Genomic DNA, 26,109 nt, shown 5'->3' on the forward strand with positions numbered 1-26,109 from the left:
CGATGCGGCTGGCGGGATGCATCGTGGCGGGCCTGATGGCGATCTCCGGGAACGCCTTCGCGGTGGGGTGGGTGCAGCTGCCCTCCACCTACACCGTGAAGCCCTCGGAGGTCGCCGTCCCCGACGGCGAGGAACTCGGCCAGTACCGGCGGGTGGTCCAGCCGTTCCGTAACTGGACGCTGATCTGCGACGAGAGCCTGAAGTCGAAGCGCCGCGTGTGCAACCTGACCCAGTCGATCGTCGACCAGCGCGGGGCGGCCGTCTTCAACTGGTCCTTCGTGGCCACCGAGGATGGCGAACCCCTGGTGGTGATGCGGGTGCCGGGGGCCGTGGGCGTCGGGCAGCCGATCGGCCTCTCGCTGGGCGACAAGCCGGACCGGATCGTCGCCCAGACCGACCGCTGCGACGGGGCGTTCTGCACCGCCACGATCGCGATCGGCCGGATGCTGCGGCGGCATATCCAGGCCGGCACCGATTGCACCGTGACCTACGCGGTGCCGGACCGCGGCGACGTCTCGTTCCAGGCCCCCCTCGACGGGCTGTTCGCCGCGCTGTCGGCGATGAAATGACCCGGGCTCCCGATGGGGTGCCCTTCAGAGAAGGATGAGATTCATGCGAGTGGCCAAGACTCTACTTCTGGGGACCGTCTCGGTCGCGATCATTGCCGGCGCGGTCATCGCGTTCGACCTGATCGGCTTCGCCCAGCTGCCGGCCCAGGCGGCGGATTCGAAGAAGCCGGCGGCGGCCGAGGCGCCGAAGGCCAATGAGCAGGCGGCCCAGACCCAGCAGCAGGCCGCCGCCGCCCCGGCGGCGCAGACCTCCGTCTTCGAGGACCATGCGAAGCAGGCCAAGCTCGGCGCCTGCGCCAACGTCCTCAACGTCCTGGGCCGCGGCGTCGCGGCCGACGCGCCCTACACCGTGCAGACCCAGTGGAACAGCAAGGCGGCCGACGCGCACACGGTCGAGTCGATCGTCGCGCTGGCCGGCGACCCGTCGACCGAAGGGCAGCCTGCGGCGGGCGTGGTGTTCACCGCGCCGGTCGGGCGTTCCTGCGAGGGCGCCCTGGTGCGGGTGACGCCGGTCAAGGCCACCTGCCAGGCGGTCGCGACCCAGCTGGTCAACCAGCAAAAGGGCCAGGCCGGCGCGCTCGGCGACCTGCCGTTGGTGTCCCTGCCCAACGGGGCGCGGGTCGTGCTGGTGCCGCTCGACAACAACTGCGTGGCGATGACGAGCCTGCGCGCCGCCGGCTGATGGAACGCCGCCTGCGGCAGCGGCGGCCGGGATTGCGGGAGATGAAGATGCTTCGACCGATCGCTCTGGTTCTCACCTCCTGGGTCTGCTTCGCTGTCGCGGCCGGGGCGGCCGATCCGCCCGTCGCGCCGGCGCCGGCCGGGGTTGAGACGATCGCTGCCGTTCCGGACCGCAGCTACTTGGTGTTCTTCGACTTCGACAGCTCGCATCTGACCCCGGAAGCCAGGCAGGTCGTGGCCTCGGCCGCGGCTGACGCCCTGCAGGGCAGGACCACCCGCATCGACGTCACCGGTCACACCGACCGTTCGGGCTCGGTCCAGTACAACCAGGCTCTCTCGGTTCGTCGTGGCGAGTCGGTCCGTCGCGAGCTGGTGGCTGACGGCGTCGCCGACAGCCTGATCGCGGTCAGGGGCGTCGGCGAATCCGACCCGCTGGTCCCGCCCGCCGACGGCGTCCGCGAGCCGCAGAACCGCCGCGTCGAGATCGTCCTGTCACCGACCCGGCCGGCGACGGGGCAGAGCCTCGGGAGGGGCATCTGGGGCGCAATCGCCTATTCGGCGCCGGACCAGAAGCGCGGCTTCTTCTGGGGCGCCGACAAGGCCGACGAAGCTCAGGAGATCGCCCTGCGGCACTGCGTGCACAGGGGTGGCCAGGACTGCAGGGTCGTCTCCCTGTTCCGCAACTACCGCCACTGGTGGGATGACGACGACAAGAGCGGCTTCCCCTACGAGCATTGTGCCGCCCTGTCGGTCGGCAAGCCTCACGCCGCCAGCCGCCCGGCCGCCTGGGGTGCGGCTTCGGCCACGACCCGGCGCGAGGCGGAGGAGAAGGCGACCGCGATCTGCGGCGGTGACGCCAATGACTGCGAGATCCACGAATGGGTCTGCACCTGAGCCGGCAGCCCCCTTTCGTTTCGCACCACATATCAGTCACTCGAGAAACCGAGATGCTTCCCGTTTCCGCCCTGCGGTCGATGAACGTGCTCTGGGCCACGCCCTGCTATATCTCGGCCGTCTCGATGAACTATGTGACGAGCATGTTCCTGCTCACCCATGAGGCGATCCGCCTTGGGCTGTCCTCGTCCCTGCACATGCGCGCCGAAAGCCTCGTCACCCGGGCCCGGAACGAGATCGTCAAGTTCTTCCTGATGCATGAGGAATACACGCATCTCTTTTGGATCGACTCGGATATCGAATTCCAGCCGCAAGCGGCAATCCGCCTCCTGCTCTCGGACCATGACGTGGCGGCCGGGATCTACCCCATCAAGCGGTTCAACTGGCCACAACAGGGCGTGCCGGCCGGGACGACGAAGGAGGCGTTCGAAGCGCTCTATACCGACTATCCGTTCAATCCGATCGGCCTCGGCTCCGACACTTCGTCCAGCGCCGCCACAGGGAACGGGTTCGTCGAGGTCGCCGAGGCCCCGACCGGATTCATGGTGATCAAGCGGCCCGTCTTCAGCCGGCTGATGGAAAGCTACCCGGAGCTCAACTACGTCCCGGACGGACTGCCGGACAATCCGGAGGCGCCGTTCTACTGGCTGTTCTTCGACTGCATGGTGGATCCGGATTCCAGGCGCTACCTGTCCGAAGACTATGCCTTCTGCCGCCGCTGGCGGGACATCGGCGGCAAGGTCTACGCGGATCTCCAGTCGGATCTCGGGCATCTCGGCCAGCACATGTTCCGCGGCAACTTCGCCGAGAGCGTCAGGCCCCGGGCCCACGCTCCATAGGACTCTGTCCTGGAGGAACGCCGGCTGATGCAGCCGTCGTGTGCCGGCCGGCGGGTGAAGGGCGCCTTCCGGAACAGTGGATGGGGTTCGGGCCATGAAGCAGGGGCGGTGGGGCAGATCGACGGACGATGCGAAGGTCGTCTTTCTGCGAGGGAGATGGTCGTCATCCGCCGACGGGGCGCATCGGGAGCCGATGTCGCAAGGCCAGGCGGCGCCCGGCGCCGGCAGGCTCCCGCTGATCGTCTATCGCGGGGACGGCACGCCGAAATCCGAATGGTGGTTCGTTCCCGGCGGACCCGGCCGGATCCGCGGCCCCGCCTATGTTCAGCGTCGCCCCGACGGCAGCCGCATCGAGCATTGGTATCGGGAGAGCCGGCTGCATCGCACCGACGGCCCGGCTGTGATCGAGTGGACGGGAGACGGCCGCATCCGGAGAGCGGAATGGTGGATCGACGGAGAGAACGTCACCTCCACGGCAGAGGCGTTCCTGTCCGATACGCGCGCGCGATGGCCGCTCGATCCCGGCCATGAGAGCGTCTTTCTGTGTCGGCAGGTGATCCGCGGGGAGGGAGGCGCGACGATCGCCGACCGCCTCAGCTGGCATTCCCTCGTCGTCGGCCTGTGTCTCGTCGGGCCGTTCTGGATGCTGGTCACCCTGTCGATCGTCTTCCTGGATTAGCAGCGGGCCATCGGCGCAGCCTCGGCGTCCGAACCGGGGCGGCATCGTGTGACCCAGGCGGTCACTCGGTCTTGACCACCGCCGCGTAGCTGGCCTTCGGCTGCAGGACCAGGCCATCGACGGCGGTGCGGTGCGCGGCGACCAGGGTCTGCTGGAACAGCAGGACAAACGGCCCCTCGGCCTGAACCTCGCGCTGCAGCCGGCCGTAGAGGGCGGCGCGCTTGGCCGCGTCGGGCTCGCGCAGCGCCTCGGTCACCGTCTGGTTCCATCCGGCATCGAACCATCGGTTGCGCCAGGCCAGGGTCTTCGGCGCGTCGGCGTCGTCGACGTCCCTGTCGAAGGCGAAGGCGTCGGCATTGCTGTGCGGGTCGCGATAATCCGGGCCCCAGGTGCCGATAGTGATATCGTGCTGCCGGGCCCGGTACTTGGTGAGGGTCTGCTTGCCGTCGCCGGGCAGGATCTCCAGCCTGATCCCGGCCTTGGCGAAGCTGGCCTGCAGCGCCTGGGCGATGTCGGCGAAGGGCGCGACGTTGCGCACGTCGATGGTGACGGCGAAGCCGTCGGCCAGGCCGGCGCGGGCCAGCAGGGCCTTGGCCCGGTCGACGTCCAGCCGGTACGGCGCGTCGTCGACGGCGCCGAGATAGCCTGTCGGCAAAAAGCTCTGGCGCGTGGTCCAGGTGCCGCTCAGCAGGCTGTCCTCGATGCCGCGGTAGTCGACCAGCCATTTCAGCGCCTCGCGCACCTCGGGCTTCGCCAGGTTCGGATTGCCCTGGTTCAGGCCGAGATAGAGGAGCAGGTCGCCGGGCTCGGTCTGCAACGCCACGCCGGGCGCGTCCTTCAGGGCCAGGATCTGGTCGCGGGTCAGGTCGCGGGCGTAGTCGACGTCGCCCTTCTCCAGCAGCAGCCGCTGGCTGGCCGGCTCGGGCACGTGCAGGAACACCAGATGCGGAGTCTTCGGCCCGGTGTGCCGCCAGTGCGGGTTGCCCTCCAGCACCACCCGCTCGTTCGGCACCCAGCGCTGCACCGCATAGGGGCCGCTGCCGGCGCTGTGGGCCTTCAGCCAGCCGTTGCCCAGGTCGCCATCGGCCTCGTTCGCCTGCACCAGCTTGGCGTCGACCACCGAGGCGACGGTGGCGGTGAGGGTGTTGAGGAAGAAGGTCGGCGCCACCGCCCGGTCGATCCGGATCTCGAGCGTGCGGTCGTCGACGGCCCGGATCCGGTCCGCGGCATTGTCGGCGGTGAAGCCGAACTGGGTCAGGATGAATGCGGGCGACTTGTTCAGCCGCACAGCGCGCTGCAGCGACCAGGCGGCGTCCTGCGCCGTCACCGGGTTGCCGCTGGCGAAGGCGAAGCCGGGCTTCAGCGCGAAGCGCCAGGTCAGCCCGTCATCGGCGACCGACCAGGAGTCGGCGAGGTCGCCGACGATGGTCGGGTCGGTGGCGCTGCGATAGCCAACCAGCTGGTCGTACAGGTTCTGCGTCACCTCGCCGACGCCCGGCTCGAACGCCTCGGCCGGGTCCAGGGAGATGAACTGGTCGATCTGCTTGGCCACCACGATGGTGTCGCGCGGCGTGCCGGCGAAGGCGGTGCCGAAGACCGGCAGGAGCAAGAGGGCGCCGAGCAGCGGCGCCGTGATGCGTCTCATGGGACTCTCCTGAAGCGGATGAGATTATCTAATTAAATTTGTAAATTTTATATTCTATTGACAGTAGAATGTGTATTTACTGAGATAACAACACGAATCTTCGTGTTCATGGCGACCGCCATGGACCTGCACGCACGTCATCCCGGGGATGATCGGCATGAGTTATCTGTTGAGCCTGCTCGACAAGAGCCCGGTCGCCGAGGGCGAGGGCGCCGCCGAGGCGCTGGCGCGAACCGTCGCCCTGGCGCAGCGCGCCGAGCGCCTGGGCTTCCACCGCTTCTGGGTGGCCGAGCACCACGATACGCCGCGGCTCGCCAGCCCTTCGCCCGAGGTGCTGATCGCCTATCTGCTGGCCCGGACCACGCGCATCCGGGTCGGGTCAGGCGGCGTCATGCTGCAGCACTACAGCCCGTACAAGGTGGCCGAGACCTTCAACCTGCTGGCCGCCCTGGCGCCGGGGCGGGTCGATCTCGGCGTCGGCAAGGCGCCGGGCGGGCTGCCGCTGTCGACCCGGGCGCTGCAGGCCGGGATCGACCCGGCGCGCAAGCCCTCCTTCGCCGAGCAGCTGGCGCAGCTCGACGCCTTTCTTGACGATACGCTGGCCGACGAGGATCCCCTGGCCGGGGTCAAGGCCACGCCGCGGCCCGACGTGAAGGCCGAACGCTTCCTGTTGGGCGCCAGCGTCGAGAGCGCGCAGCTGGCGGCGGCGGAGGGCTGGTCCTATGTCCATGCCGGCCACCTGAACGGCGACGCGGCGTTGCTGGAGCGCGTCTTCGCCGCCTACCGCTCGGTCAGCGCGGGCTGGGCGCCGCTGCTGGCCGTCGGTGTGATCGCGGCCGAGACCGAGGCGCGGGCCGAAAGGCTGGCGGCCAATCTGCGCATGTTCAAGGTGCATGTCGACACCGGCCAGAGCGTCACGGTCGGCAGCGTCGCCCAGGCCGAGGAATTCGTCCGCCAGGCCGGCGCCAAAGAGTACCGGATCGAGGAGAAGGCGCCGAGCGTGATCCACGGCACCGCGGAACGCGTGCGGGCCGAGCTGGAGCGGCTGCACCGGCAGCACGGCGTGCGCGAATTCATCGTCGACACCCCGATTGCCGACGGCGAGGAGCGCCTTGCCTCGATCGACCTGCTGGCCCGGGTGCATTTCACCGCCGCCGCGGCCTGATTCCTCCCGCCTTCAAGGACATCATCCATGAGCAAGCGTCAGATCACCTTCGGCGTCATGCTGCAGGGCCCCGGCGGCCACATGAACGCCTGGAAGCACCCCAGCGTGCCGCCCGACGCCAGCGTCAATTTCGGCTTCTACCTGGACAATGCGCGCAAGGCCGAGGCCGCCGGCATCGCCTTCGCCTTCATCGCCGACGGCCTCTACATCAACGAGAAGTCGATCCCGCATTTCCTGAACCGCTTCGAGCCGATCTCGGTCCTGTCGGCGCTGGCCGCGGTGACCTCGAAGATCGGCCTGGTCGGCACGCTGTCGACCTCCTACAGCGACCCGTTCACCGTGGCCCGGCAATTCGCCACGATCGACCTGATCAGCGGCGGCCGGGCCGGGTGGAACGCCGTGACCTCGCCGCTAGAAGGCTCCGGCCGGAACTACAGCCGGCCGCATCCCGAACACGCGCTGCGCTACGAGATCGCCCAGGAATATCTCGAGGTGGTCAAGGGCCTGTGGGACAGCTGGGACGACGACGCCTTCATCCGCGACCGCGCCACCGGCCGCTTCGTCGATTTCGCCAAGATGCGCCGGCTGAACCACCAGGGCCGGTTCTTCTCGGTCGAGGGGCCGCTGAACATCGGACGGTCCGCCCAGGGCCAGCCGGTGTTGTTCCAGGCCGGCGCCTCCGACGACGGCATCGCCCTCGCCGGCCACCACGCCGACGCCGTGTTCACCAATGGCGGCCCGATCGAGGAGGCGAAGGTCTTCTACAAGCGGGTCAAGGACAGCGCCGTGGCCCATGGCCGCCGGCCCGAGGACGTGAAGATCTTCCCCGGCATCGGGCCGATCGTCGGCGCCACGGCGGAAGAGGCGGAGGAGAAGTACCGCGCCATCCGCGACCTGCTGTCGGTCGACGAGGCGCTCTTGTATCTCGGCCGCTTCTTCGACCATCACGACTTCAGCCAGTACCCGCTGGACGGGCCGTTCCCGGATCTCGGCGACATCGGCAAGAACAGCTTCCGCGCCACCACCGACGGGATCAAGCGCACCGCCAGGGAGCGCAACCTGACCCTGCGCGAGGTGGCGCTGGAGACGGCGACGCGGCGGACGCTGATCGGCACGCCGCAGCAGGTGGCGGACGAGCTGGTCCGCTGGGTGGAAGAAGGAGCGGCCGACGGCTTCATCCTCGGCTTCCCGGTGCTGGGCCAGGGGCTGGACGACTTCATCCGTCATGTCCTGCCGGTGCTGCAGGAGCGCGGCTATCACGACCCGGTGCTGCGCGGCACCACCCTGCGCGACCATCTTGGCCTGCCTTATCGCGAGAGCCGGTACGCCGGAGAGCCGGCGCGGGAGCCGGCCCTGGCTGCGCAGGGGAGACGCTGAGGGGGCGCCGCCTGTACCGTCATTGCGCAATCCAGGGGGCGGTGCGCACCGGCCCCTGGATTGCTTCGTCGGCTTCGCCTCCTCGCAATGACGATGGGGTGTGGGTCAGGCGGTCTTCCGAACCGCCGGCGCCAGATGGCTGATGTCCTTCTCGAAGGGCAGCTTGCCGTGGATCTCCGGGTCCACCGTGGTGTCGAACAAAGCGGTGTAGCCGGAGCGGAGATAGAGAGTCGCGGCCTCCGGCTGGCGGAAGCCGGTGGTCAGATAGATCCGGCTGTAGCCCTGCCGCGCCGCCTGCGCCTCCAGCTCCTGCAGCACCCGGCGCGCCAGGCCTTGCCGGCGCAGGTCGACATGGGTCCAGACCCGCTTCATCTCGGCGGTCTGCTCGTCCAGGCGCTTGAAGGCCCCGCCGGCGATGGCGGCGCCGTCGCGCAGCAGCAGCAGGAAGGCGCCGTCCGGCGGCGCGAACAGCTCGGCCGGGTAGCGGTTCATTTCCTTGACCCCGTCCCCCGCGCCCCAATAGTCGCCGTAGCGCGTCTCGTATTCCCAGGTCAGGGCCTGGATCAAGGGCTGCGCCAGCGGATCCAGCGGCGTGGTGTAGAGAAATCTGTCGGTCATCGCGGTCATGCCTGTTCGGGGCGGGAAGCGCGGCCGCGATGGGCGCGGCCGCGCGTCGTGGCTCAGACTTTGGGAAGGCCCGGCGGGTTGGTGCGGGACTGCTCGATCGCTTCGGCGCCCAGATTCCAGCGCTCCAGCGCCTCGCGGTACTTGCCGTTCTGGATCAGCGTGTTGATCGCCAGGGTCAGGGCGTCGGCCAGGCCGCTGCCCTTGCGCGTGGTGATCGCGATCTCGGCCGTCAGCGGCCAGCCGCCATTGATGATGCCGACCGGGCGGGTCTTGCCGCTGACCGCCGCGGCATAGGCCAGGCGCGAGTTCGGGTTGATCTCGACATCGGCGCGGCCGGAGGTCAGCGCCAGCTGGGACGCGCCGTTGTCGTCGAAGTAGAGAAACTCGGCCGGCTTCAGTCCGGCGGCGACGTTCTGCCGATCCCACTCGACCACGATCTTCTCCTGGTTGGTGCCGGCGCCGACGATCACCTTGAGGCCGGCGATGTCCTTGGGCTCCTTGATCGACTGGATCGAGCTGTTCAGCGCGACATAGGCGCCGAGGACGTCCTGGCGGTAGGAGGAGAAGTCGAAGCGCTCCTTCCGCTCCTCGGTCACGGTGACGTTGCTGATCACGGCGTCGAAGCGGCCCGACACCAGGCCCAGCGGCCAGTCGGCCCAGGCCACCGGCACGAACTCCACCTTCCGGCCCAGCGACTCCGCCACCAGCGACGCGAGATCCGCATCGGTGCCGACCACCGTCTTGGCATCCGAGGCGTAGGTGTTCAGCGGCGGGTCGCCGACGCTGACGCCGACGGTGAACACCCCGTCCTTGACGAACTTGAAGTCGGGGGAGACGGCGGCGACGACCGCATCGACCTTTTCCGTGTGGATACGGCCGGCCTGCTCGGGGCTGAGGTCGAAGGCCTTGCCGCTTTGCGCCTGGGCGCCGGCGGCCGAGAGGAGGGCGGCGACGCCGATGGCCGCGGCTGCCGCGTTCCGGCGGATGGACATGCTCTGGCTCCTGATCTCTGGAGGGGTGGGGCCGGCCGCGGGACGGCCGGCGGGCAGCGGCGGCGTGGGGGATCCGGCCGTGGGCCGGGAAGGGGCTACAGCACCTTGGCCAGGAACTCGGCGGTCCTGGGATGGCTCGGCGCGGTGAAGACCTGGGACGGCGGGCCCTGCTCCAGGATCCGGCCGCCATCCATGAACACCACGGTGTCGGCGACCTCGCGGGCGAAGCCGATCTCGTGGGTGACGATCACCAGCGTGGTGCCGGACCGGGCCAGGGTGCGGATCACGTCCAGAACCTCGCCGACCAGCTCGGGGTCGAGGGCGGAGGTCGGCTCGTCGAACAGCAGCACCTTGGGCTTCAGCGCCAGGGCACGGGCGATGGCCACGCGCTGCTGCTGACCGCCGGACAGCTGGCGCGGATAGGCCTGGGCCTTGTCGCTCAGCCCGACGCGGGCCAGCAGGGCCAGGGCCTCCTCCGTCGCCTCCACCTTCGACCGCCGGCGCAGCGCGACCGGCGCCTCGATCACGTTCTCCAGCACCGTCAGATGCGGGAACAGGTTGAAGGTCTGGAACACCATGCCGACATCGACCCGGCGCTTCAGGATCTCGGCTTCCTTCAGCTCGTACAGGATGTCGCCGCGCTCGCGGTAGCCCAGCAGCGCGCCGTCGACGGTGATGAAGCCGGTGTCGACCTTCTCCAGATGGTTGATGCTGCGCAGCAGCGTCGACTTGCCGGAGCCGGAGGGGCCGAGGATCACGGTGACGTCGCCGGACGGGATGGTCAGGCTGACCTCGTCCAGCACCTTCAGCGCCCCGAAGCTTTTCGACACGCCCTGGATCCGCACCTCGCCCCGGCCGGCGGACAGCGGCTGCCAGGCGGGCTGGGGCACCGCCGGCTTCGGCGCGGCGGCGATCCGAGCCTGCGGGAGTCCGGCCGCCACCGACTCGGTCCTGCGGCCGGCATGCCAGGCGCGCAGCCGCTGGATCGGCGTCGGCGGCAGGGTGCGCAGCGCGCCGCGGGCGAAGTGCCGCTCGATGTAGAACTGGATGACCGACAGCACGATCATGATGATCAGGTACCAGACGGTCGCGACCATCAGCAGCGGGATCACCGCCAGGTTGCGGCGGTAGATCACCTGCACCGTGTAGAACAGCTCCGGCAGCGCCAGCACGTAGACCATGGACGTGCCCTTGGCCAGGCCGATCAGCTCGTTGAATGCGGTCGGCAGGATCGCCCGCATCGCCTGCGGCAGGATGATGCGGAAGGCCTGGCGCCGGCGCGGCAGGCCCAGCGCGGCCGCGGCCTCCAGCTGGCCCTGATCGACCGACAGGATGCCGCCGCGGATGATCTCGGCCGAGAAGGCGGCCTGGTTCAGGCTCAGGCCCAGCAGCGCCGCGGCGTAGGGGCCCAGCAGCGAGACCGTCGGGACCTCGCCGAAGACGATGTCGGTGAAGGGGATGCCCAGCCGCACCGACTCGTACAGGTAGCCCAGGTTGAACAGGATCAGCAGCAGCACGATCAGCGGGATCGACCGCAACAGCCAGATGTAGCCCCAGGCCAGGCCGGACAGCAGCGGCGACTTCGACACCCGCGCCAGGGCCAAGCCGGTGCCCAGGAGGAAGCCGAGGGCGGAGCCGGCGGCGGTCAGCAGCAGGGTGCGGCCCAGCCCGTCCATCACCGGCTCTGCGAAGAACCATTCGGCGAAGACGCCCCATTCCCAGCGCGGATTGGTCAGGATCGAGTGCAGCGCCGCGACGATCACGGCCGCCGCGAACAGCGTGCCGGCGGTGCGCCCGGGATGGCGGGCGCCGACGACCCGATGGCGGGAATAGTCGCGCGCCTCAGGCGGCTCGCGGCGGCGGATGGCCTCGGGCACGGCCTCCGACAGGCGGGGCAGAAGGCGCGGGCGGTCCTGCAGGTCGATGTCTGGGCTGGTCATGCGGTCTCGCAATCCCTGTCGCTGCGTGGGTGCCGCCGGACCTCTTCCGGTCCGCCGATCTAAAAACAATCCAAAACTGCAAAATATGCAGTTTCAACATATCTATTGCGCATATGTATCTTCATACTGTCAACTGAGTCTGTATATAGACCGGCGCGCCACGGTCTCCGGAGGGAAGGAATGTTCGGATTCATGTCCAGACGGGCGGCCGCCGCCCTGGTTCTCGGCCTCGCCGCCGCCACGGCGCCGGGCGTCGCCACGGCGCAGAGCTTCGACCTGAGCCCCGAGCAGCCGGGCCGCCCGCGGGCCGAAAAGGTCGAGGCCATCGCCGCCGCCGTCCCGAAGGACTTCAGGTTCATCGAGGACGGCGTGCTGACGGTGGCGATCGCGCCCGGCCAGCCGCCGATCGCCACTTACGCCACCGATGCGCGGACCGTGATCGGCGCCGATCCGGACCTGATCCAGCTGGTCGCCGACCTGCTCGGGCTGAAGCTGAAGATCGTGGCGGTGGCCTGGGCGGACTGGCCGCTGGGCCTGTCTTCGGGCAAGTACGACGCCGTCATCTCCAATGTCGGCGTGACCGAGGAGCGCAAGCAGCGTTTCGACTTCTCGACCTACCGCAAGGGGCTGCACGGCTTCTATGTGAAATCCGGCAGCCCGATCACGGCGATCCGCGAGCCAAAGGACATTGCCGGCCTGCGGATCATCACCTCCTCCGGCACGATCCAGGAGAAGATCCTGCTGGAATGGGACCGGCAGAACCGGGCCCAGGGCCTGGCCCCGGCCGAGCTGCAATACTACGACGACGAGGCGGCCTGGAACCTGGCGGTCCAGTCCGGCCGGGCCGACGCGATGTTCAGCGTCAACGCCGCCCTGGCCTATCAGGCGGCGCGGGAGGGCAACCTCAAGCAGGTCGGCACGGTCAGCGCCGGCTGGCCGCTGACGGCGGAGACCGGCATCACCACCCGCCGCGGCAGCGGCCTGGCCGACCCGCTCACCGCCGCGCTCAACGAACTGATCGCCGACGGCCGATACGCCGCGGTGCTGGCGCGCTGGAACCTGACGGCCGAGGCGGTCGACCGGTCCCGCACCAATCCGCCCGGCCTGCCAAAGTTCTGAGGACCGGTCATGGCATCGATCGACCATGCGGGGTTCCTGACCCCGGGCAGCTTTCCGGAGGCCGACCCGCAGGACGGGCTGGAGAAGGCGCTGCGGCTGTTCGCCTTCGGCGAAAAGCTGGGCTTCGACAGCGCCTGGATCCGGCAGCGCCATCTCGAGCCCGGCGTGTCCTCGGCATCGGTGTTCCTGGCGGCGGCCAGCCAGCGCACCCGCCGCATCCAGCTCGGCAGCGCCGTGATCCAGATCGGCTATGAAAGCCCATACCGCCTGGCCGAGGACCTCTCCACCGTCGACGTGCTGTCGGGCGGCCGGCTGAATGTTGGGCTCAGCGCCGGCGTGCCGCCGCATGCCGACCTGCTGGGGCCGCTTGTCTTCGACGGCGACTGGACCGGCTACGACCTGTCCTACGGCCGGGTGGAACGGCTGCTGGACAATCTGCGCGGCCGCTATCTCGGCGAGCCGGACCGGGTCGTGGTCAACGCCGCCTGCCGCCACCGGCCCCGGCTGCAGCCCGTGGCCGAGGGGCTGGCCGACCGCGTCTGGTACGGCGGCGGGTCGTTGCGCTCCGCCGAATGGGCCGGGCGCGCCGGGCTGAACCTGCTGATCGGCAACGTCACCTCGGGCGAGGGCACCGACGACGTCTTCACCGCCCAGCTTCGGCAGCTGGATGCCTATCGCGCGGCGTATCGCGGATCCCGCCCGGCCCGCGTGGCCCTGGGCCGGGTGATCGTGCCCTTCGACAGTGCCGACGACTGGACCCGGGCCCGCTACGCCGAATACGCCGCCGGCCGCCGTGAGCGCACCCTGGCGCCGCAGGGCGAGCGCCGGACCCTGTTCGCGCCGGACCTGGTCGGGACCTCGGACCAGATCCTCGAGACGCTGGCCCGCGATCCGGTGCTGGCGGAGGTGTCGGAACTACGGCTGGAGCTGCCCTACGAGTTCCGGCCCTTCGAGTACGAGCAGATCCTGGGCGACGCGGTGCGCCACATCCTGCCGCAGCTGGGCTGGAAGCCGGCGGCGGAGCGCCGGCCGGCGCCCCAGCACGTGTCCGAGAGCTGGGGCGCGCAAGGCAAATAGGCCGGTCCTGTCGGCCTCACCAGCCCGCGTCGAGGCCGAGCAGCCGCAGCGCCTCGTGCCGCAGCGCGGCCAGATGCGGGTCGCCGCGGTGGCGCGGATAGGGGCGGTCGTTGACGATCTCGGCCAGGATCCGGGCCGGGCGGTCGCTCAGCACGATCACCCGGCTGGCCAGGATCAGCGCCTCCTCGACGTCATGCGTGACCAGGAGGGCGCTGAACCCGCGGCGCCGCCACAGCTCGACCAGCTCGCCCTGCATGGTCAGGCGGGTCAGGGAGTCGAGCTTGCCCAGCGGCTCGTCCAGGATCAGCAGGCTGGGGTCGTTGACCAGGGCGCGGGCCAGGGCCACGCGCTGGGCCATGCCGCCGGACAGCTGCCGCGGCCAGGCGCGGCCGAAGCCGGCGAGCCCGACCAGCCGCAGCGCCTCGTCCACCCGGCCGCGCCGGCTGCGCAGCAGGCCCTGTGCCTGCGGCCCCAGCGCGACATTGTCCCAGACCGTGCGCCACGGGAACAGGGTCGGGTCCTGGAACACCACGACGCGGGAGGGCGAGGTCGAGCGGATCTCGGCGCCGTCGGCGAGGATCGCGCCCGCCGTCGGCGGTTCCAGCCCCGCCACCAGCCGCAGCAGGGTCGACTTGCCGCAGCCCGAGGGGCCGAGCAGGGCGACGAACTCGCCGGGCTCGATGGTCAAGCTGATCCGGTCCAGCACCGGCAGGGCGGCGCCCTCCAGCTCGAACTGGTGGCTGACGTCGCGGATCTCGATGCCGGCGCCCGGCGTGGCCTGCGGCGCCGCCGCCGCCTCGTGGATCGCCGCTACCATCGCACCACCCCTTTCTGCCAGGCCAAGAGCCGGTCGCGCAGCCGGAACAGCAGCGTGATCAGGCCGGAAAACACCAGCGCCATCACGATCAGCGCCGCATACATGTTGGAGTAGGAGGCCCAGCCCTGGGCCCATTGCAGGTACCAGCCTAGGCCCGACTTCACGCCCATCATCTCGGCCGCCACCAGCACCGAGAAGGAGGCGCCGAGGCCCATGAACAGGCCGACGAAGACATGCGGCAGGGCCGCCGGCACGGCGACGCGCAGCACCAGGAAGCGCTCGCCGGCGCCGAGGGTGCGGGCGACGTCGTAATAGGCGCGGTCGACGCTGGCGACGCCGGACCAGGTCAGGACGGTGACCGGGAACCAGGTGGCCAGCGCGATCAGGAACACCGCCGCCGCCCAGCTCGACGGAAAGAAGAAGAAGGCCAGCGGCAGGAGGGCGGTCGACGGGATCGGGCCGAGCAGCCGCAGCACCGGATGCACCCAGTAGCCCAACGCCCGCGACCAGCCGACCGCGACGCCGGTCAGGAAGCCGGAGACGGCGCCGAGGACATAGCCGTTGGCGAGCAGCCAGAGCGAGTTGACCAGGCTGTCGCCGAGGCGGGGCCAGTCGTCGGCATAGACCTCGATCAGCGCCTGCGGCGGGGCGAAGAACGGGACGGGGAGGAGGGCCAGCTTGGCCGTCGCCACCTCCCACACCGCGAGCAGCACCGGCAGCGCCACCAGCCAGGGGCCGGCAGGGCGCAGCCAGGCGAAGACCGGCCCCAGCCGCCGGCCCAGCACCGCCGCGGCGGCCAGGAGCGCCGCGAAGACGGCGACGCCGATCGCGAACTCGGTGGTGTAGGCCCAGTCGGCGAAGCCGACCTTGCGGTTCGGCCATTGCCAGGTCAGCGCCGCCAGCCCCAGCCAGGCCAGGGCGGCGACGAGCCCGCTGGTCCAGGGGCGGGCGGGCTGCGCCGGGCGTGCGGCGGCGGCCGGCGGTGCGCCGGCCAGGCTTTGGTCAAGCGAGGACATCGGGGGCGATCACCTTGGCGAATTCGGTGGCGTCGGTGCCGGGCCGGATCACGCGGATCAGCTTCAGATCCTCGGTGAAGGCGGCCAGCTCGCCGCGCAGATGGGCACCGGTCGAAGCGTGCTGGTGGGTGTGGCTGCGCAGGATCGCCTCGACATCCTCCGGCTTGACGTTGCCGGGGACGAAGGGGGCGAAGATCTGCGCCGTCTCGGCCGGGTTCGCCGCGGTCCAGTGCTGGGCGTCGATGAAGGCGCGGGCCAGCGAGGCCGCGACCTCGGGCTCGTCGCGCAGCAGGCTGCCGCGGATGCCCAGCACACAGCAGGTCTTGCTGGCGTAGTCCCCGTCCAGATTAGTGGCGATCTCGGTCAGCCCGTCGCGCTCGCGCAGGAACCAGGCGTGCGGGTCCTCGATGGCGACGGCCTGGACCTCGCCCTTCTTCACCACCTCGGGGAACAGGTCGCCCGGATACTGCCGCCAGTCGACCTGGTCCGGGTCGATCCCCTCCTTGGCCAGGCGGATGGCGAAGAAGTTCTTCACCGGGCTGGCCTGGTCGGTGACGGCGACCGACTTGCCGCGCAGATCGGCGATCTTGGCGATGCCGGAGGCGGCGGGGGCCAGGAGGCGCATGCAGCCGCCATGGGTGCCGACGGCCAGGCGCACGTCGAAGCCCTGCTCCAGCGGCTTCAGCCAGCGCAGCGCCATGCCGATGCCGCCATCGGCGTGCCCGGTCGCGATCGCCTCCAGCAGCTGGTCGGTCGGGCCGCTGTACTGGATGTGCTCGACCTCCAGCCCGTATTTGCCGAAGAAGTCGCGCTTCAGCGCCACCGAGATCGGCGACTGGCAGACCGCGGTCTGGCTCCAGGCCAGCTTCAGCTTGCGCGGCGCGGCGGTCTGGGCCAGTGCCCGGCCGCCCGGCAGCGCGAAGGGGGCGATGGCGCCAGCCGCCGCCGCTGCCCGCAGCAGCTTCCGGCGGGAGACGGTGCCGCAGCCGGCCATCGGGGAAACGGGCGCCGTCGAGGCTGTCCGGTGGTCGGTCATGACAGCACGTCCTCGGTCACGGTCTCGGCGAACAGCGTGGGGTCGGTGCTGGAGCGCAGCACGTTCACCAGCTTGAGGTCCTCGGCGTAAGCCTTGATCTCGGCCCTGAGCTCCAGCCCGGCCGGGTGATGGCCGTGGGTCAGGGTGCGCAGCACCGCGGTCAGATCGGCCGCGCTGGCGGTCGACATCGAGGTGCAGATCTCGGCCGTCGCCTCCGGGTGCTGGACCACCCAGTCCGATGCCTCGAGGATGGCGCGGCTCAGCGCCGCCGCGGTCGGCTTGTCGTCCTGGATCAGGCTGCCGCGGATGCCCAGCACGCAGCACACCTTCTCGCGATATTCGCCGGACAGGTTGGTGGCGATCTCGACCAGGTCGGGCTGGGTCTTCTGCAGCAGGTACAGGTTCGGGTCGCCGTCGGCGATCGCCTGGATCTCGCCCTTCTGCACCGCCAGCCCCAGCAGGTTGGCGGGGTACTGGCGCCAGGTGATCTCGCGCTCCGGGTCGATGCCGTGCTTGGTCAGGTAGATGGCGAAGAAGTTCTTGCCCGGGCTGGCCAGGTCGCTGACGCCGACGGTCTTGCCGCGCAGGCTCTCCAGCGTCGTCACCCCGGCGGCCTGGGAGCCGACGAGGCGGGAGCAGCCGCCATGCGAGCTGGCGGTCAGCTTGACGTCGAAGCCCTGCTCCAGCGCCTTCAGCCAGCGATGCACCATGCCGATGCCGGCATCGGCCTTGCCGGTGGCGATCGCCTCCAGCAGCTGGTCGGTCGACCCGGCGAAGTTGATCAGTTCCACGTCCAGATTGTGCTTCTGGAAGATGCCCTGGGTGACGGCGACCGGGATCGGCGACAGGCAGATCGCGGTGGCGTTCCAGGCCAGCTTGACCGGCACCGGCTTGGCGTCGGTCTGGGCCCAGACCCGGGTGCCGAGCGCCGCCACCGGGGCCGCGGCGGCGGCGAGGCCGCCGGCGCGCAGCAGGTCGCGGCGGGACAGGTCGAAACGTGACATGGGATGTCCTCCTCGTGGCGCCGTCATTCCGCCGCGACCGCGGCCGGGGCCTGGGTCAACCGGATCTCGCCGGCGATGGCCTGCGGCTGGCGCAGCAGGTTCAGGATCGGGCAGTTGCGCTCCACTGCCTGGCGCAGCGCCTCGATCTCCGCCGGTGCGGCCGGGGAGGCGATCGACGCCGCGTAGCGGATGCCGTGCGGATAGATCGGCACCGCCTCGAAGCCGGGGGAGCCGGCGCGCGGGTCGATCGTGCCGGTGACCTCGAGATCCAGCGAGTCGAGCGGCACGCCCAGCGCCGCCGCCTGGATCAGGAAAGTGTGGGTCAGGCAGCTGCCGAGCACGCCGAGCTGCAGCTCCGGCGAGCTGGGGCCCAGGTCGTAGCCGGCGAAATCCGCCTCGCTGTCGCTGATCACCTGGAAGTCGCGGATGCGGATGCGGCGGACGCCGCTGCGCCCCTCGGCCCGCACCCGCGCCGTCAGCGTCCTGGGGCCGGATTCGCCGGCGGCGACACGGGCCTTGCGGGCGGCGATCGCCTCGCGCTTCTGGCCGAGATACTCGTTGAGCGTGGTCATCCTCTGGTCCTTGCGCAGGGCCCTCTCGGCGGCGTCAGGGCGGGGCGTCAGCGTCTCGGGAGAGCATCTTCCGAAATATGCTGATGTTTGATGTAAATTAAACTTCTAATTCAGTATGAATTGGTAATTAAGACTCGGACAACATGAATCTTCCGAAATTTTGGGAATCGCGGAACTGGCCGGATTCAATTGACCATATAAAATTTGTATTTTCTTGTGAAAAGTGCGCGGTGTACGGTGAATTATGCCGAACAGCGAGATAAGGGATGGCCCGCTGTGCGGGCTTCTTGCGTGCGGAAAGTACGTGTGAAAAGTGACAATCCAGACGGTCGTGCATTCCGGAAGGGGTAATCGTGTCGATCAACACTCATCTGGGCAGTCTGCTGGCCCTGGCGGTCGCGGCTCTGGCGGCAGGTCCTTCCCTGGCGGCCGACGAGGCGCCGGTCACCGGAGGCACGCTGATCTATCTGGAGCAGCAGGCCCACACCAACCTGTATCCCCCGGCAGGCGGCTTCTACCCGAATGGCGGCATCCTGAACCAGATCACCGACAAGCTGACCTGGCAGGATCCGAAGACGCTGGAGATCAAGCCCTGGATCGCCGAGTCCTGGACCGTCAATGCCGACGCCACGGAATACACCTTCAGGATCCGCCGCGGCGTCACCTTCTCCGACGGCACGCCGCTCGACGCCGATGCGGTGGCGAAGAACTTCGACACCTACGGTCGCGGCAACCCGGCGCTGAAGCTGCCGGTCTCCGAGGTTATTAACAATTACGACCGCAGCGAGGTGGTCGATCCTTATACGGTGCGCTTCTTCTTCAAGAAGCCGTCTCCCGGTTTCCTGCAGGGCACTTCGGTGATCGGGTCGGGCTTGGTCTCGCCCGCCACCCTGGCGCGGCCCTTCGACGAGCTGGGCGATGCCACCAGGATCATCGGCTCCGGCCCCTTCACGGTCGAAAGCGAGACGCTGGGCAAGGAGCTGGTGCTGAAGGCGCGCGCCGATTACGCCTGGGGCCCGGCGCCGCTGGCGCATCAGGGCCGCGCCTATCTCGACGGCATCAAGTACATCGTGACGCCGGAGGACAGCGTGCGCATCGGCGCGCTGCTGGCCGGCCAGGCCGACTTCATCCGCCAGGTCCAGGCCTATGACGAGCCGCAGGTGAAGGACCAGGGCTACACCGTCTATGCCGCGCCGACCCGCGGCGTGAACAACAGCGTGGTGTTCCGCCCGGACAACCCGCTGGTGGCCGACGTCCGGGTGCGGCAGGCGCTGCTGCACGCGACCGACAGCGACGAGATCGTCGGCACGCTGTTCTCCGAGAACTATCCGAAGGCGACCTCGATCATCGCCTCGACCGCGCTGGGCTATGTCGACCTGTCGGCGAAGCTGACCCATGACGAAGCGCTGGCGAAGCGGCTGCTCGACGAGGCCGGCTGGACGCTCGGGTCGGACGGGCTGCGCCACAAGGACGGGAAGACGCTCGAGCTGACCGCCTACGAATCCCTGCCGCAGCCGCAGAACAAGGAGACGCTGCAACTGGTGGCCCAGCAATGGGCCCGGGTCGGCGTCAAGCTGAACGTGCTGGCCGGCGATTCCGGCAGCGCCACGGTCGACAATCTCGACCCGGAGAAGACGCCGGTCTCGCCGGCCATGGTCGGCCGCGCCGACCCCGACGTGATCAAGAGCCAGTACCACCCGGCCAACCGCGACGTGCTGCGCCAGAAGGGCGGCGCCAGCAGCAAGGTGAAAAGCTTCGTCGACGACAGGCTGAACGGCCTGCTGGTGGCGCTGTCCTCCGAGCCGGACTCCGCGAAGCGGCTGCAGATCGCGGGCGAGGTCCAGGCCTATGTCATCGACCAGGCCTACGCCATCCCGATTTTCGAGGAGCCGCAGGCCTATGCCGGCGCCCCCTATGTCAAGGGCATCGCCTTCGAGGCGGTCGGGCGGCCGTACTTCTACGACACCTGGCTGGCCGAGCACTGAGGCGGACCGATGAGCAACGGCGCCGCCCGATTCCCCCTCACCCTCCCGGCCCAAGCGGGCCGGGCCCCGCCCTCTCCCCGAGGAGAGGGGATCTTCACCTCTCCCCCGGGGAGAGGTCGGAATCGCGTAGCGATTCCGGGTGAGGGGGCGGCACCAGCCTCGACGGTTCGCGCATCATGACCCGCTATCTCCTCGGCCGGGTGGGGCAGGCGGCGCTGGTGCTGTGGGCGGCGTTCACCGCCGCCTTCATCCTGCTGCAGGCCCTGCCGGGCGACGCGATCCTGATCAAGTTCCAGAACCCGGAGCTGGGGCTGAGCCCGGACCAGATCGCCGAGATCCGGCAGTCCTACGGCGCCGACAGCCCGGTCTGGTCGCAATACCTGCACACGCTGGGCAACTTCCTGACCGGCGATTTCGGCACCTCGGTGCAGGCCGGCGTGCCGGTCGGGCATACGCTGCTGGCCAATTTGCCGCCGACCCTGTGGCTCGCTGGCCTCGGCTTCGCCCTGGCGCTGCTGCTGGCGGTGGCGATCGCCGCCCTGTCCAGCCTCGCCGCCTTCGCCTGGCTGCGCTCGGCGATCCAGTCGCTGCCGTCGCTGTTCGTCTCGGTGCCGACCTTCTGGCTCGGCATCATGCTGATCCAGGTCTTCTCCTTCCGGCTGAAGCTGATCCCGGTGATCAACCCCGGGCCATGGGAGGGGCTGGTCCTGCCGGTGCTGACCCTGGCGGTGCCGATCTCGGCCCCGCTGGCGCAGGTGCTGGTGCGCAGCATCGACGAGGTCTCGACCCATCCCTTCGTCGCCGTGGCCCGGGCCAAGGGCGCCTCGCGCGCCGGCGTGCTGTGGCGGCACGTGGCGCGCAACGCGCTGCTGCCGACCCTGACCATCGCCGGCGTGCTGTTCGGCGAGATCCTGGCCGGCGCCGTGATCACCGAGACGGTGTTCGGGCTGAACGGCCTGGGCACGCTGACCGAGCGCGCGGTGCGCAACCAGGACACCGCGGTGATCCAGGCCGTCGTCGTGCTGTCTGCCGCCGGCTTCGTCGTCGTCAATCTCATCGTCGACCTGCTAGCCCCGGTGCTGGACCCGCGCCTGCGGTCCCGCGGAGCCGCCGCATGACCTCGCTGCAGACCACCGACCGGGCGCTGCCCGCCCGGCCGCCCCGTCGTCCCGTCGTCTCCCGGCTCGGCCGGGTGCAGCCCAGCCTGCTCTTGTCCTGGGCGGTGATCGCCATCGTCACCGCCTGGGCCGTCGCCCCCGGCCTGTTCACCGGCTACAACCCGGTCGCCGGCGTGCCGCGGCAGAAGTTGCGCGCGCCCAGCGCCGAGCACCTGCTCGGCACCGACGCGCTCGGCCGCGACCTCTTCGCCCGCATTGTCCACGGCGCGGTGAACTCGCTCTCCGGCGCCTTCGTCGCGGTCGCCGTCGGCCTGCTGGTCGGCACCGCGATCGGGCTGATCGCCGGCTCGACCGGCCGGCGGATCGACGCGGTGCTGATGCGCATCGTCGACGTGCTGCTGTCGGTGCCGTCGCTGCTGCTGTCGCTGGCGATCATCATCCTGCTCGGTTTCGGCACGGTGCATGCCGCGATCGCCGTCGGCGTCACCTCGATCGGCCGCTTCGCCCGGCTGGCCCGGTCGGAGGTGATCCTGGTGCGCCGATCCGACTATGTCGAAGCCGCCTTCGGCAGCGGCGGCCGTTTCGGCGCGGTGCTGTGGCGGCACATTCTGCCGAACTCCGTGACCTCGGTGATCGCCCTGGCCGCGGTGCAGTTCGGCACCGCGATCCTGCAGATCTCGACCCTCGGCTTCCTCGGCTACGGCGCGCCGCCGCCGACGCCGGAATGGGGGCTGCTGATCGCCGAAGGCCGCAACTACATCGCCACATCCTGGTGGCTGACCACCGTGCCCGGCCTGGTCGTGGTGCTGGTGGTGCTGGCCGCCAACCGCATCGGCCGGTCGATCGGGCGGAGGACGATATGACCGTGCCGGTGCTGGAGGTCGAGAATCTCAGCGTCTCGTACAGGGGCGACCGCGGCGGGGCGCAACGCGTGGTCGACGGCGTCTCCTTCCGCATCCGGGCGGGCGAGGTGGTGGCGCTGGTCGGCGAATCCGGCTCCGGCAAGACCACCACGGCCCAGGCGGTGATCGGCCTTCTGGCCGAGAACGGCCGGGTCGACGGCGGCGCCATCCGCCTCGCCGGCACCGACATCTCCGGCTGGTCGCAGAAGCGGCTCGACGCCATCCGCGGCGCCCGCATCAGCCTGATCCCGCAGGACCCCGGCAGTTCGCTGAACCCGGTCAAGACCATCGGCGCCCAGGTCGAGGAGATCCTGAGCATCCACCGCCGCGGCGACGGGGCTTCCAACCGGGCGCGCGTGGTCGAGCTCCTGGCCCGGGTCGGCCTGTCGCGGCCGGAGCTGCGGGCGCGGCAATACCCGCACGAGCTGTCGGGCGGCATGAAGCAGCGGGTGCTGATCGCCATCGCCATCGCGCTGCAGCCGTCGCTGATCATCGCCGACGAGCCGACCAGCGCGCTCGACGTCACGGTGCAGCGCCGGATCCTCGACCTGATCGACGAACTGCGACGGGAGTTCGGCACCGCCGTGCTGCTGGTGACCCACGACCTCGGCGTCGCCGCCGACCGGGCCGACCGGCTGATCGTGCTGCAGGGCGGCCGGATCCAGGAGCAGGGGCCGGCCGCCGAGATCCTGGGCGCGCCGAAGAGCGCCTATACGAGGCAGCTGCTGGCCGACGCGCCGTCCCTGGCGAAGGCCGAACGCCGCGGCCCGCGGCCGGCGGCGGGGCAGGACGACGACGCCATCGTGGTCGAAGGGTTGGTCCAGGATTTCGACCTGCCCGGCCGGGGCGGCCGCTTCCGCGCGGTCGACGGCCTGTCCTTCGCCGTGCGGCGCGGCACCACCCACGCCCTGGTCGGCGAATCCGGCTCGGGCAAGACCACCACGGTCCGCGCCGTGGTCGGGTTCCAGCGGCCCACCGCCGGCCGCGTCCTGATCGGCGGCGCCGACCCGGCGGCGCTGAAGGGCGAGGCGCTGCGCCGGTTCCGCCGGACCATCCAGCTGGTCTACCAGAACCCGTTCGGATCGCTCGACCCGCGGCAGAGCATCTTCGAGATCATCGAGGAGCCGCTGCTGAATTTCGAGCGCCTGCCGAAGCCCGACCGCGCCCGCAAGGTGCGCGACATGCTCGACCGGGTCGGCCTGCCGCAGGCGGTGCTGGACCGGCGGCCGCGGGCGCTGTCGGGCGGCCAGCGCCAGCGCGTCGCCATCGCCCGAGCCCTGGTGCTGGACCCGCAGGTGCTGGTGCTGGACGAGGCGGTGTCGGCGCTGGACGTCACCGTCCAGGCCCAGATCCTCGGCCTGCTCGACACGCTGCAGCGCGACCTCGGCCTGACCTATCTGTTCGTGTCGCACGACCTCGCGGTGGTCCGGCAAATCGCCGACACCGTCTCGGTGCTGCACAACGGCCGCCAGGTCGATGCCGGGCCGGTGGAGGCGGTGTTCCGCAACCCCAGCAGCGACTACACGCGCGAGCTGATCGACGCCATCCCCGGCCGCCGGCTCGCCCTCTCCGCATGACCCCGAAAGGCTTTCTCCCGTGACCATCCAGCGGCTCGGCTTCTTCACCCGACTCCTCGACGAGGCGAGCGCGCAGGAGCGCTACCGCCTGGCGACGGAGCAGATCGCGGCGGCGGAGCGGCACGGCTTCGACAGCGCCTGGGTCGCCCAGCACCATTTCCACGAGCCGGAGGGCGGGCTGCCGGCGCCGCTGGTGTTCCTGGCCCAGGTCGCGGCCCGCACCTCGCGCATCCACCTCGGCACCGGCATCATCACCCTGCCGCTGGAGAACCCGGTGCGGGTGGCGGAGGACGCGGCGGTGCTGGACCTCCTGTCCGACGGCCGGCTGGAGGTCGGGCTCGGCACCGGCGGCACGCCCTCGGCCTTCGCCGCCTTCGGCCTCGACAGCGCCGAGCGGTCGCAGATCTTCGCCCGGCACCTGCAGGTGCTGCTCGACGCCTGGGGCGGCAGGCCGCTCGACGGCGCCGACACCCGGCTGTATCCGGCGGCGCCGCAGCTGCTGGGCCGGATCTGGCAGGCCACCTTCTCGGTCGCCGGCGGCGCCCGGGCCGGGGCGGCCGGCGACGGGCTGATGCTGTCGCGCACCCAGCCGCGCCCGGCCGAAGCGCCCGACGCCACCTTGGCCGAGATCCAGGACCCGATCATCGACGCCTATCTGGCGGCGCTGCCGCCGGGGAAGGAGCCGCGCATCCTGGCCTCGCGCAGCGTCTTCGTCGCCGAGGCCCGGGAGACGGCGCGGCGCTTCGCCGGGCGGGGGCTGCGCCGCCAGGCCGCCCGTTCCGCCCCCGCCGGCCGCGGCGCTCCGGGCGACACGCTCGATCAGCTGATCGCCGCCTTCGACGTCCATCTCGGCACGCCGGACGACGTGATCGCCTCCCTCAGCGCGGACGGCACGCTGCGCCGCGCCACCGCCCTGGTGGTGCAGGTGCATTCGGTCGACCCGCCGCACCCCTTCATCCTGCGCTCGATCGAGCTGGTGGCGCAGGAGGTGGCGCCCGCCTTCGGCTGGGCCCGCCGGGACATCCGCCTCGCCGCCGCGTCCTGCTGACGCCGCGAGATCATTCGTGAAAAGGACCAGACGATGAGCGAACCGACGGCCGACGTCATCGACCTCCTGGCGGGGGTCGAGCGTGGCTCCGCCCTCGACCGGATCCGGGCCCAGCGCCCCGCCGCCCGCGAGAATGCGCAGAAGAGCTGGGCGGCGCTGTTCCAGCCGGAAGATCCCGGCACGGTGTCGGCGCTGGAGCGCCACGCCGTCGCCGCCTTCGTCGCGGCGCTGCACCGCGAGCCGGCGCCGGCCCGCTTCTACGCCGAGGCGCTGGCCGGGCACGATTCCGGTCTTGCCGCCGCCGTGGCCGCCGAGGCCGAGCGGGCGGCCACGGAGGGGCCCTATGGCCGCTATCCGGCCGGGCCGCTGAGCGCCGAGGACAAGGACGGCCCGGTCCATCATGTCTCGGATGAGAGCCGCCGTGTGCTCGGCCCGCGCATCGCGGCGGCGCTGGAGCACACGCATCTGCTGGTCTTCCGCCCGCGCGACGCCAGCGCCGCGGCGCTGCAGGCGCTGCTCGACGCCGGCTGGTCGACCACCGACATCGTCACCCTGTCGCAGCTCGTCGCCTTCCTGTCCTTCCAGATCCGCGTCGTCGCCGGGCTGCGCGCCCTGGCCGCCGCCTGAGGCCCGCCATGACCGAGACCGTCCTGACCCATCCCGACAACCAGGAGCCGACCGTCTTCACCCAGGACGAGCTCGGCTGGCTGCCCTGGCTCGAACCCTATCCCGCGGACCAGCTGACCGACCGGCACTGGGCCGGCCTGGTCGACGCGGCCCGCGCCAAATCCGACTATTTCCGGCTGCTGGTGCGCGACCCGGACGTGCTGCAGGCGCGGACGAAGACCGACAAGGACATCTTCTACAACCCCGAGGGCGGCCTGCCGCGGGCGGAGCGCGAGCTGGCGGCCACCGCGACCTCACGGCTGAACGGCTGCATCTACTGCGCCTCGGTCCATTCCCGCTTCGCCACCGTCCATTCCAAGCGCGGCGACGACGTGCAGCGGCTGCTGGACGAGGGCGTCGGCGCCGATCTCGGCGAGCGCTGGAACGCCATCGTCGCGGCGTCGGTGGCGCTGACCGAGACGCCGGGTTCCTTCGGGCCGGAGCATGTCCGGCGGCTGCGCGCGGCCGGGCTGGACGACGCGGCGATCGCCGACGTGATCCAGGGCGCCGCCTTCTTCAACTGGGCCAACCGCCTGATGCTCTCGCTCGGCGAACCGCAGGTCCAGGCGAAGCCCTGACCGCAGCAAGGCGACCGGATAAAGAATCCAGATGCCACCACTCTTGTCATTGCCGGGCTTGACCCGGCAATCCAGGGGACACCCAGAGCGGGCTCGACATTTCCTGGATGCCCGGGTCAAGCCCGGGCATGACAATGGGGTGAGGGGCTGATCCCCTTTTCCGGTCGCCAGGCAGACCAAAGCCTT

The 26,109-nt window shown here is 70.3% G+C and carries 25 protein-coding genes and 1 pseudogene; 16 read left to right on the forward strand and 10 right to left on the reverse strand.

Annotation, left to right across the window (positions count from 1 at the left end):
- The first annotated feature begins 2 nt into the window (after positions 1-2).
- The 5 genes from LG391_RS30440 to LG391_RS30460 all read left to right on the forward strand — a co-directional run bounded on the left by LG391_RS30440 (position 3) and on the right by LG391_RS30460 (position 3,662).
- Complete coding sequence (locus tag LG391_RS30440; protein ID WP_225772172.1) at positions 3-569, forward strand: invasion associated locus B family protein; 567 nt, start codon at positions 3-5, stop codon at positions 567-569.
- A gap of 43 nt (positions 570-612) precedes the next feature.
- Positions 613-1,251: a hypothetical protein gene (locus tag LG391_RS30445; protein ID WP_225772173.1), complete on the forward strand. Its 639-nt coding sequence runs from the start codon at positions 613-615 to the stop codon at positions 1,249-1,251.
- Between the two features lie 47 nt (positions 1,252-1,298).
- On the forward strand, positions 1,299-2,144 hold the full coding sequence (locus tag LG391_RS30450; RefSeq protein ID WP_225772175.1) for an OmpA family protein: 846 nt from the start codon (positions 1,299-1,301) through the stop codon (positions 2,142-2,144).
- Positions 2,129-2,983, forward strand: a complete 855-nt coding sequence (locus LG391_RS30455; protein ID WP_225772177.1) for a hypothetical protein — start codon at positions 2,129-2,131, stop codon at positions 2,981-2,983. Before LG391_RS30450 ends, LG391_RS30455 begins: the two co-directional genes overlap by 16 nt.
- A gap of 94 nt (positions 2,984-3,077) precedes the next feature.
- On the forward strand, positions 3,078-3,662 hold the full coding sequence (locus LG391_RS30460) for a hypothetical protein (RefSeq protein ID WP_225772179.1): 585 nt from the start codon (positions 3,078-3,080) through the stop codon (positions 3,660-3,662).
- 61 nt (positions 3,663-3,723) lie between these two features.
- Here the strand turns inward: LG391_RS30460 and LG391_RS30465 are convergent, their stop codons facing one another.
- Entirely contained in the window at positions 3,724-5,307 is a 1,584-nt protein-coding gene (locus LG391_RS30465; RefSeq protein ID WP_225772181.1) for an ABC transporter substrate-binding protein, read from the reverse strand.
- A gap of 157 nt (positions 5,308-5,464) precedes the next feature.
- Between LG391_RS30465 and LG391_RS30470 the strand changes: the two genes are divergently transcribed.
- Both LG391_RS30470 and LG391_RS30475 read left to right on the forward strand, forming a co-directional pair.
- Positions 5,465-6,472 carry an LLM class flavin-dependent oxidoreductase gene (locus LG391_RS30470; protein WP_225772183.1) on the forward strand — a complete coding sequence of 336 codons (1,008 nt, stop codon included), beginning with the start codon at positions 5,465-5,467 and terminating at the stop codon, positions 6,470-6,472.
- A gap of 27 nt (positions 6,473-6,499) precedes the next feature.
- Positions 6,500-7,849, forward strand: a complete 1,350-nt coding sequence (locus tag LG391_RS30475; RefSeq protein WP_225772185.1) for an LLM class flavin-dependent oxidoreductase — start codon at positions 6,500-6,502, stop codon at positions 7,847-7,849.
- A 105-nt stretch (positions 7,850-7,954) separates the two neighbouring features.
- On the opposite strand, the gene LG391_RS30480 is transcribed toward LG391_RS30475, so the two are convergent.
- The 4 genes and pseudogenes from LG391_RS30480 to LG391_RS35090 form a co-directional block, all read right to left on the reverse strand.
- Entirely contained in the window at positions 7,955-8,467 is a 513-nt protein-coding gene (locus LG391_RS30480) for a GNAT family N-acetyltransferase (protein ID WP_225772187.1), read from the reverse strand.
- 62 nt (positions 8,468-8,529) lie between these two features.
- A complete protein-coding gene (locus LG391_RS30485; RefSeq protein ID WP_225772189.1) occupies positions 8,530-9,468 on the reverse strand; it encodes an ABC transporter substrate-binding protein in 939 nt (312 codons plus the stop codon).
- Positions 9,469-9,563: 95 nt separating this feature from the next.
- Positions 9,564-10,334, reverse strand: coding sequence for an amino acid ABC transporter ATP-binding protein (locus LG391_RS35085; protein WP_374200814.1), 771 nt, complete (start codon positions 10,332-10,334; stop codon positions 9,564-9,566).
- Positions 10,335-10,502: 168 nt separating this feature from the next.
- Positions 10,503-11,408: pseudogene (locus LG391_RS35090) on the reverse strand (amino acid ABC transporter permease); the annotation flags it as partial.
- Positions 11,409-11,588: 180 nt separating this feature from the next.
- On the opposite strand from LG391_RS35090, the gene LG391_RS30500 reads away from it, so the two are divergent.
- A complete protein-coding gene (locus LG391_RS30500; RefSeq protein WP_225772192.1) occupies positions 11,589-12,527 on the forward strand; it encodes an ABC transporter substrate-binding protein in 939 nt (312 codons plus the stop codon).
- Positions 12,528-12,536: 9 nt separating this feature from the next.
- On the forward strand, positions 12,537-13,604 hold the full coding sequence (locus LG391_RS30505; RefSeq protein ID WP_225772195.1) for an LLM class flavin-dependent oxidoreductase: 1,068 nt from the start codon (positions 12,537-12,539) through the stop codon (positions 13,602-13,604).
- 16 nt (positions 13,605-13,620) lie between these two features.
- Here LG391_RS30505 and LG391_RS30510 read toward each other — a convergent pair whose 3' ends face one another.
- From LG391_RS30510 to LG391_RS30530, 5 genes are read right to left on the reverse strand one after another with little or no spacing between them, the layout of a single operon-like run.
- On the reverse strand, positions 13,621-14,421 hold the full coding sequence (locus LG391_RS30510) for an ABC transporter ATP-binding protein (protein WP_225772197.1): 801 nt from the start codon (positions 14,419-14,421) through the stop codon (positions 13,621-13,623).
- Entirely contained in the window at positions 14,415-15,437 is a 1,023-nt protein-coding gene (locus LG391_RS30515) for an ABC transporter permease (RefSeq protein WP_225772198.1), read from the reverse strand. Before LG391_RS30515 ends, LG391_RS30510 begins: the two co-directional genes overlap by 7 nt.
- Positions 15,424-16,473: an ABC transporter substrate-binding protein gene (locus LG391_RS30520; RefSeq protein ID WP_225772200.1), complete on the reverse strand. Its 1,050-nt coding sequence runs from the start codon at positions 16,471-16,473 to the stop codon at positions 15,424-15,426. Before LG391_RS30520 ends, LG391_RS30515 begins: the two co-directional genes overlap by 14 nt.
- Positions 16,470-17,477, reverse strand: a complete 1,008-nt coding sequence (locus tag LG391_RS30525; protein WP_225772202.1) for an ABC transporter substrate-binding protein — start codon at positions 17,475-17,477, stop codon at positions 16,470-16,472. Before LG391_RS30525 ends, LG391_RS30520 begins: the two co-directional genes overlap by 4 nt.
- A gap of 23 nt (positions 17,478-17,500) precedes the next feature.
- A complete protein-coding gene (locus LG391_RS30530) occupies positions 17,501-18,049 on the reverse strand; it encodes an OsmC family protein (RefSeq protein ID WP_225772204.1) in 549 nt (182 codons plus the stop codon).
- Positions 18,050-18,402: 353 nt separating this feature from the next.
- Between LG391_RS30530 and LG391_RS30535 the strand changes: the two genes are divergently transcribed.
- The 7 genes from LG391_RS30535 (at position 18,403) to LG391_RS30565 (ending at position 25,923) form a co-directional block, all read left to right on the forward strand.
- On the forward strand, positions 18,403-20,034 hold the full coding sequence (locus LG391_RS30535) for a TIGR04028 family ABC transporter substrate-binding protein (protein ID WP_225772205.1): 1,632 nt from the start codon (positions 18,403-18,405) through the stop codon (positions 20,032-20,034).
- 176 nt (positions 20,035-20,210) lie between these two features.
- Positions 20,211-21,152, forward strand: coding sequence for an ABC transporter permease (locus LG391_RS30540; RefSeq protein ID WP_225772208.1), 942 nt, complete (start codon positions 20,211-20,213; stop codon positions 21,150-21,152).
- Complete coding sequence (locus LG391_RS30545) at positions 21,149-22,015, forward strand: ABC transporter permease (RefSeq protein WP_225772210.1); 867 nt, start codon at positions 21,149-21,151, stop codon at positions 22,013-22,015. Before LG391_RS30540 ends, LG391_RS30545 begins: the two co-directional genes overlap by 4 nt.
- A complete protein-coding gene (locus LG391_RS30550) occupies positions 22,012-23,631 on the forward strand; it encodes an ABC transporter ATP-binding protein (protein ID WP_225772212.1) in 1,620 nt (539 codons plus the stop codon). Before LG391_RS30545 ends, LG391_RS30550 begins: the two co-directional genes overlap by 4 nt.
- A gap of 19 nt (positions 23,632-23,650) precedes the next feature.
- Positions 23,651-24,679, forward strand: a complete 1,029-nt coding sequence (locus LG391_RS30555) for a putative FMN-dependent luciferase-like monooxygenase (protein ID WP_225772213.1) — start codon at positions 23,651-23,653, stop codon at positions 24,677-24,679.
- Between the two features lie 33 nt (positions 24,680-24,712).
- Positions 24,713-25,306: a CMD domain protein gene (locus tag LG391_RS30560; protein WP_225772215.1), complete on the forward strand. Its 594-nt coding sequence runs from the start codon at positions 24,713-24,715 to the stop codon at positions 25,304-25,306.
- 8 nt (positions 25,307-25,314) lie between these two features.
- A complete protein-coding gene (locus tag LG391_RS30565) occupies positions 25,315-25,923 on the forward strand; it encodes an alkylhydroperoxidase domain protein (RefSeq protein WP_225772217.1) in 609 nt (202 codons plus the stop codon).
- The last annotated feature ends 186 nt before the right edge of the window (positions 25,924-26,109 follow it).

This window comes from Inquilinus sp. Marseille-Q2685 (assembly GCF_916619195.1).
Lineage (GTDB): Bacteria > Pseudomonadota > Alphaproteobacteria > DSM-16000 > Inquilinaceae > Inquilinus.

Coding starts and splice junctions, on each gene's coding strand:
- LG391_RS30545 (WP_225772210.1), top strand. CDS start 21,149: ATGACCTCGCTGCAGACCACCGACCGGGCGCTGCCCGCCCGGCCGCCC.
- LG391_RS30455 (WP_225772177.1), top strand. CDS start 2,129: ATGGGTCTGCACCTGAGCCGGCAGCCCCCTTTCGTTTCGCACCACATA.
- LG391_RS30500 (WP_225772192.1), top strand. CDS start 11,589: ATGTTCGGATTCATGTCCAGACGGGCGGCCGCCGCCCTGGTTCTCGGC.
- LG391_RS30450 (WP_225772175.1), top strand. CDS start 1,299: ATGCTTCGACCGATCGCTCTGGTTCTCACCTCCTGGGTCTGCTTCGCT.
- LG391_RS30510 (WP_225772197.1), bottom strand. CDS start 14,421: ATGGTAGCGGCGATCCACGAGGCGGCGGCGGCGCCGCAGGCCACGCCG.
- LG391_RS30520 (WP_225772200.1), bottom strand. CDS start 16,473: ATGACCGACCACCGGACAGCCTCGACGGCGCCCGTTTCCCCGATGGCC.
- LG391_RS30540 (WP_225772208.1), top strand. CDS start 20,211: ATGACCCGCTATCTCCTCGGCCGGGTGGGGCAGGCGGCGCTGGTGCTG.
- LG391_RS30470 (WP_225772183.1), top strand. CDS start 5,465: ATGAGTTATCTGTTGAGCCTGCTCGACAAGAGCCCGGTCGCCGAGGGC.
- LG391_RS30525 (WP_225772202.1), bottom strand. CDS start 17,477: ATGTCACGTTTCGACCTGTCCCGCCGCGACCTGCTGCGCGCCGGCGGC.
- LG391_RS30475 (WP_225772185.1), top strand. CDS start 6,500: ATGAGCAAGCGTCAGATCACCTTCGGCGTCATGCTGCAGGGCCCCGGC.
- LG391_RS30550 (WP_225772212.1), top strand. CDS start 22,012: ATGACCGTGCCGGTGCTGGAGGTCGAGAATCTCAGCGTCTCGTACAGG.
- LG391_RS30485 (WP_225772189.1), bottom strand. CDS start 9,468: ATGTCCATCCGCCGGAACGCGGCAGCCGCGGCCATCGGCGTCGCCGCC.
- LG391_RS30460 (WP_225772179.1), top strand. CDS start 3,078: ATGAAGCAGGGGCGGTGGGGCAGATCGACGGACGATGCGAAGGTCGTC.
- LG391_RS30465 (WP_225772181.1), bottom strand. CDS start 5,307: ATGAGACGCATCACGGCGCCGCTGCTCGGCGCCCTCTTGCTCCTGCCG.
- LG391_RS30445 (WP_225772173.1), top strand. CDS start 613: ATGCGAGTGGCCAAGACTCTACTTCTGGGGACCGTCTCGGTCGCGATC.
- LG391_RS30505 (WP_225772195.1), top strand. CDS start 12,537: ATGGCATCGATCGACCATGCGGGGTTCCTGACCCCGGGCAGCTTTCCG.
- LG391_RS30480 (WP_225772187.1), bottom strand. CDS start 8,467: ATGACCGACAGATTTCTCTACACCACGCCGCTGGATCCGCTGGCGCAG.
- LG391_RS30565 (WP_225772217.1), top strand. CDS start 25,315: ATGACCGAGACCGTCCTGACCCATCCCGACAACCAGGAGCCGACCGTC.
- LG391_RS30515 (WP_225772198.1), bottom strand. CDS start 15,437: ATGTCCTCGCTTGACCAAAGCCTGGCCGGCGCACCGCCGGCCGCCGCC.
- LG391_RS30440 (WP_225772172.1), top strand. CDS start 3: ATGCGGCTGGCGGGATGCATCGTGGCGGGCCTGATGGCGATCTCCGGG.
- LG391_RS30560 (WP_225772215.1), top strand. CDS start 24,713: ATGAGCGAACCGACGGCCGACGTCATCGACCTCCTGGCGGGGGTCGAG.
- LG391_RS30530 (WP_225772204.1), bottom strand. CDS start 18,049: ATGACCACGCTCAACGAGTATCTCGGCCAGAAGCGCGAGGCGATCGCC.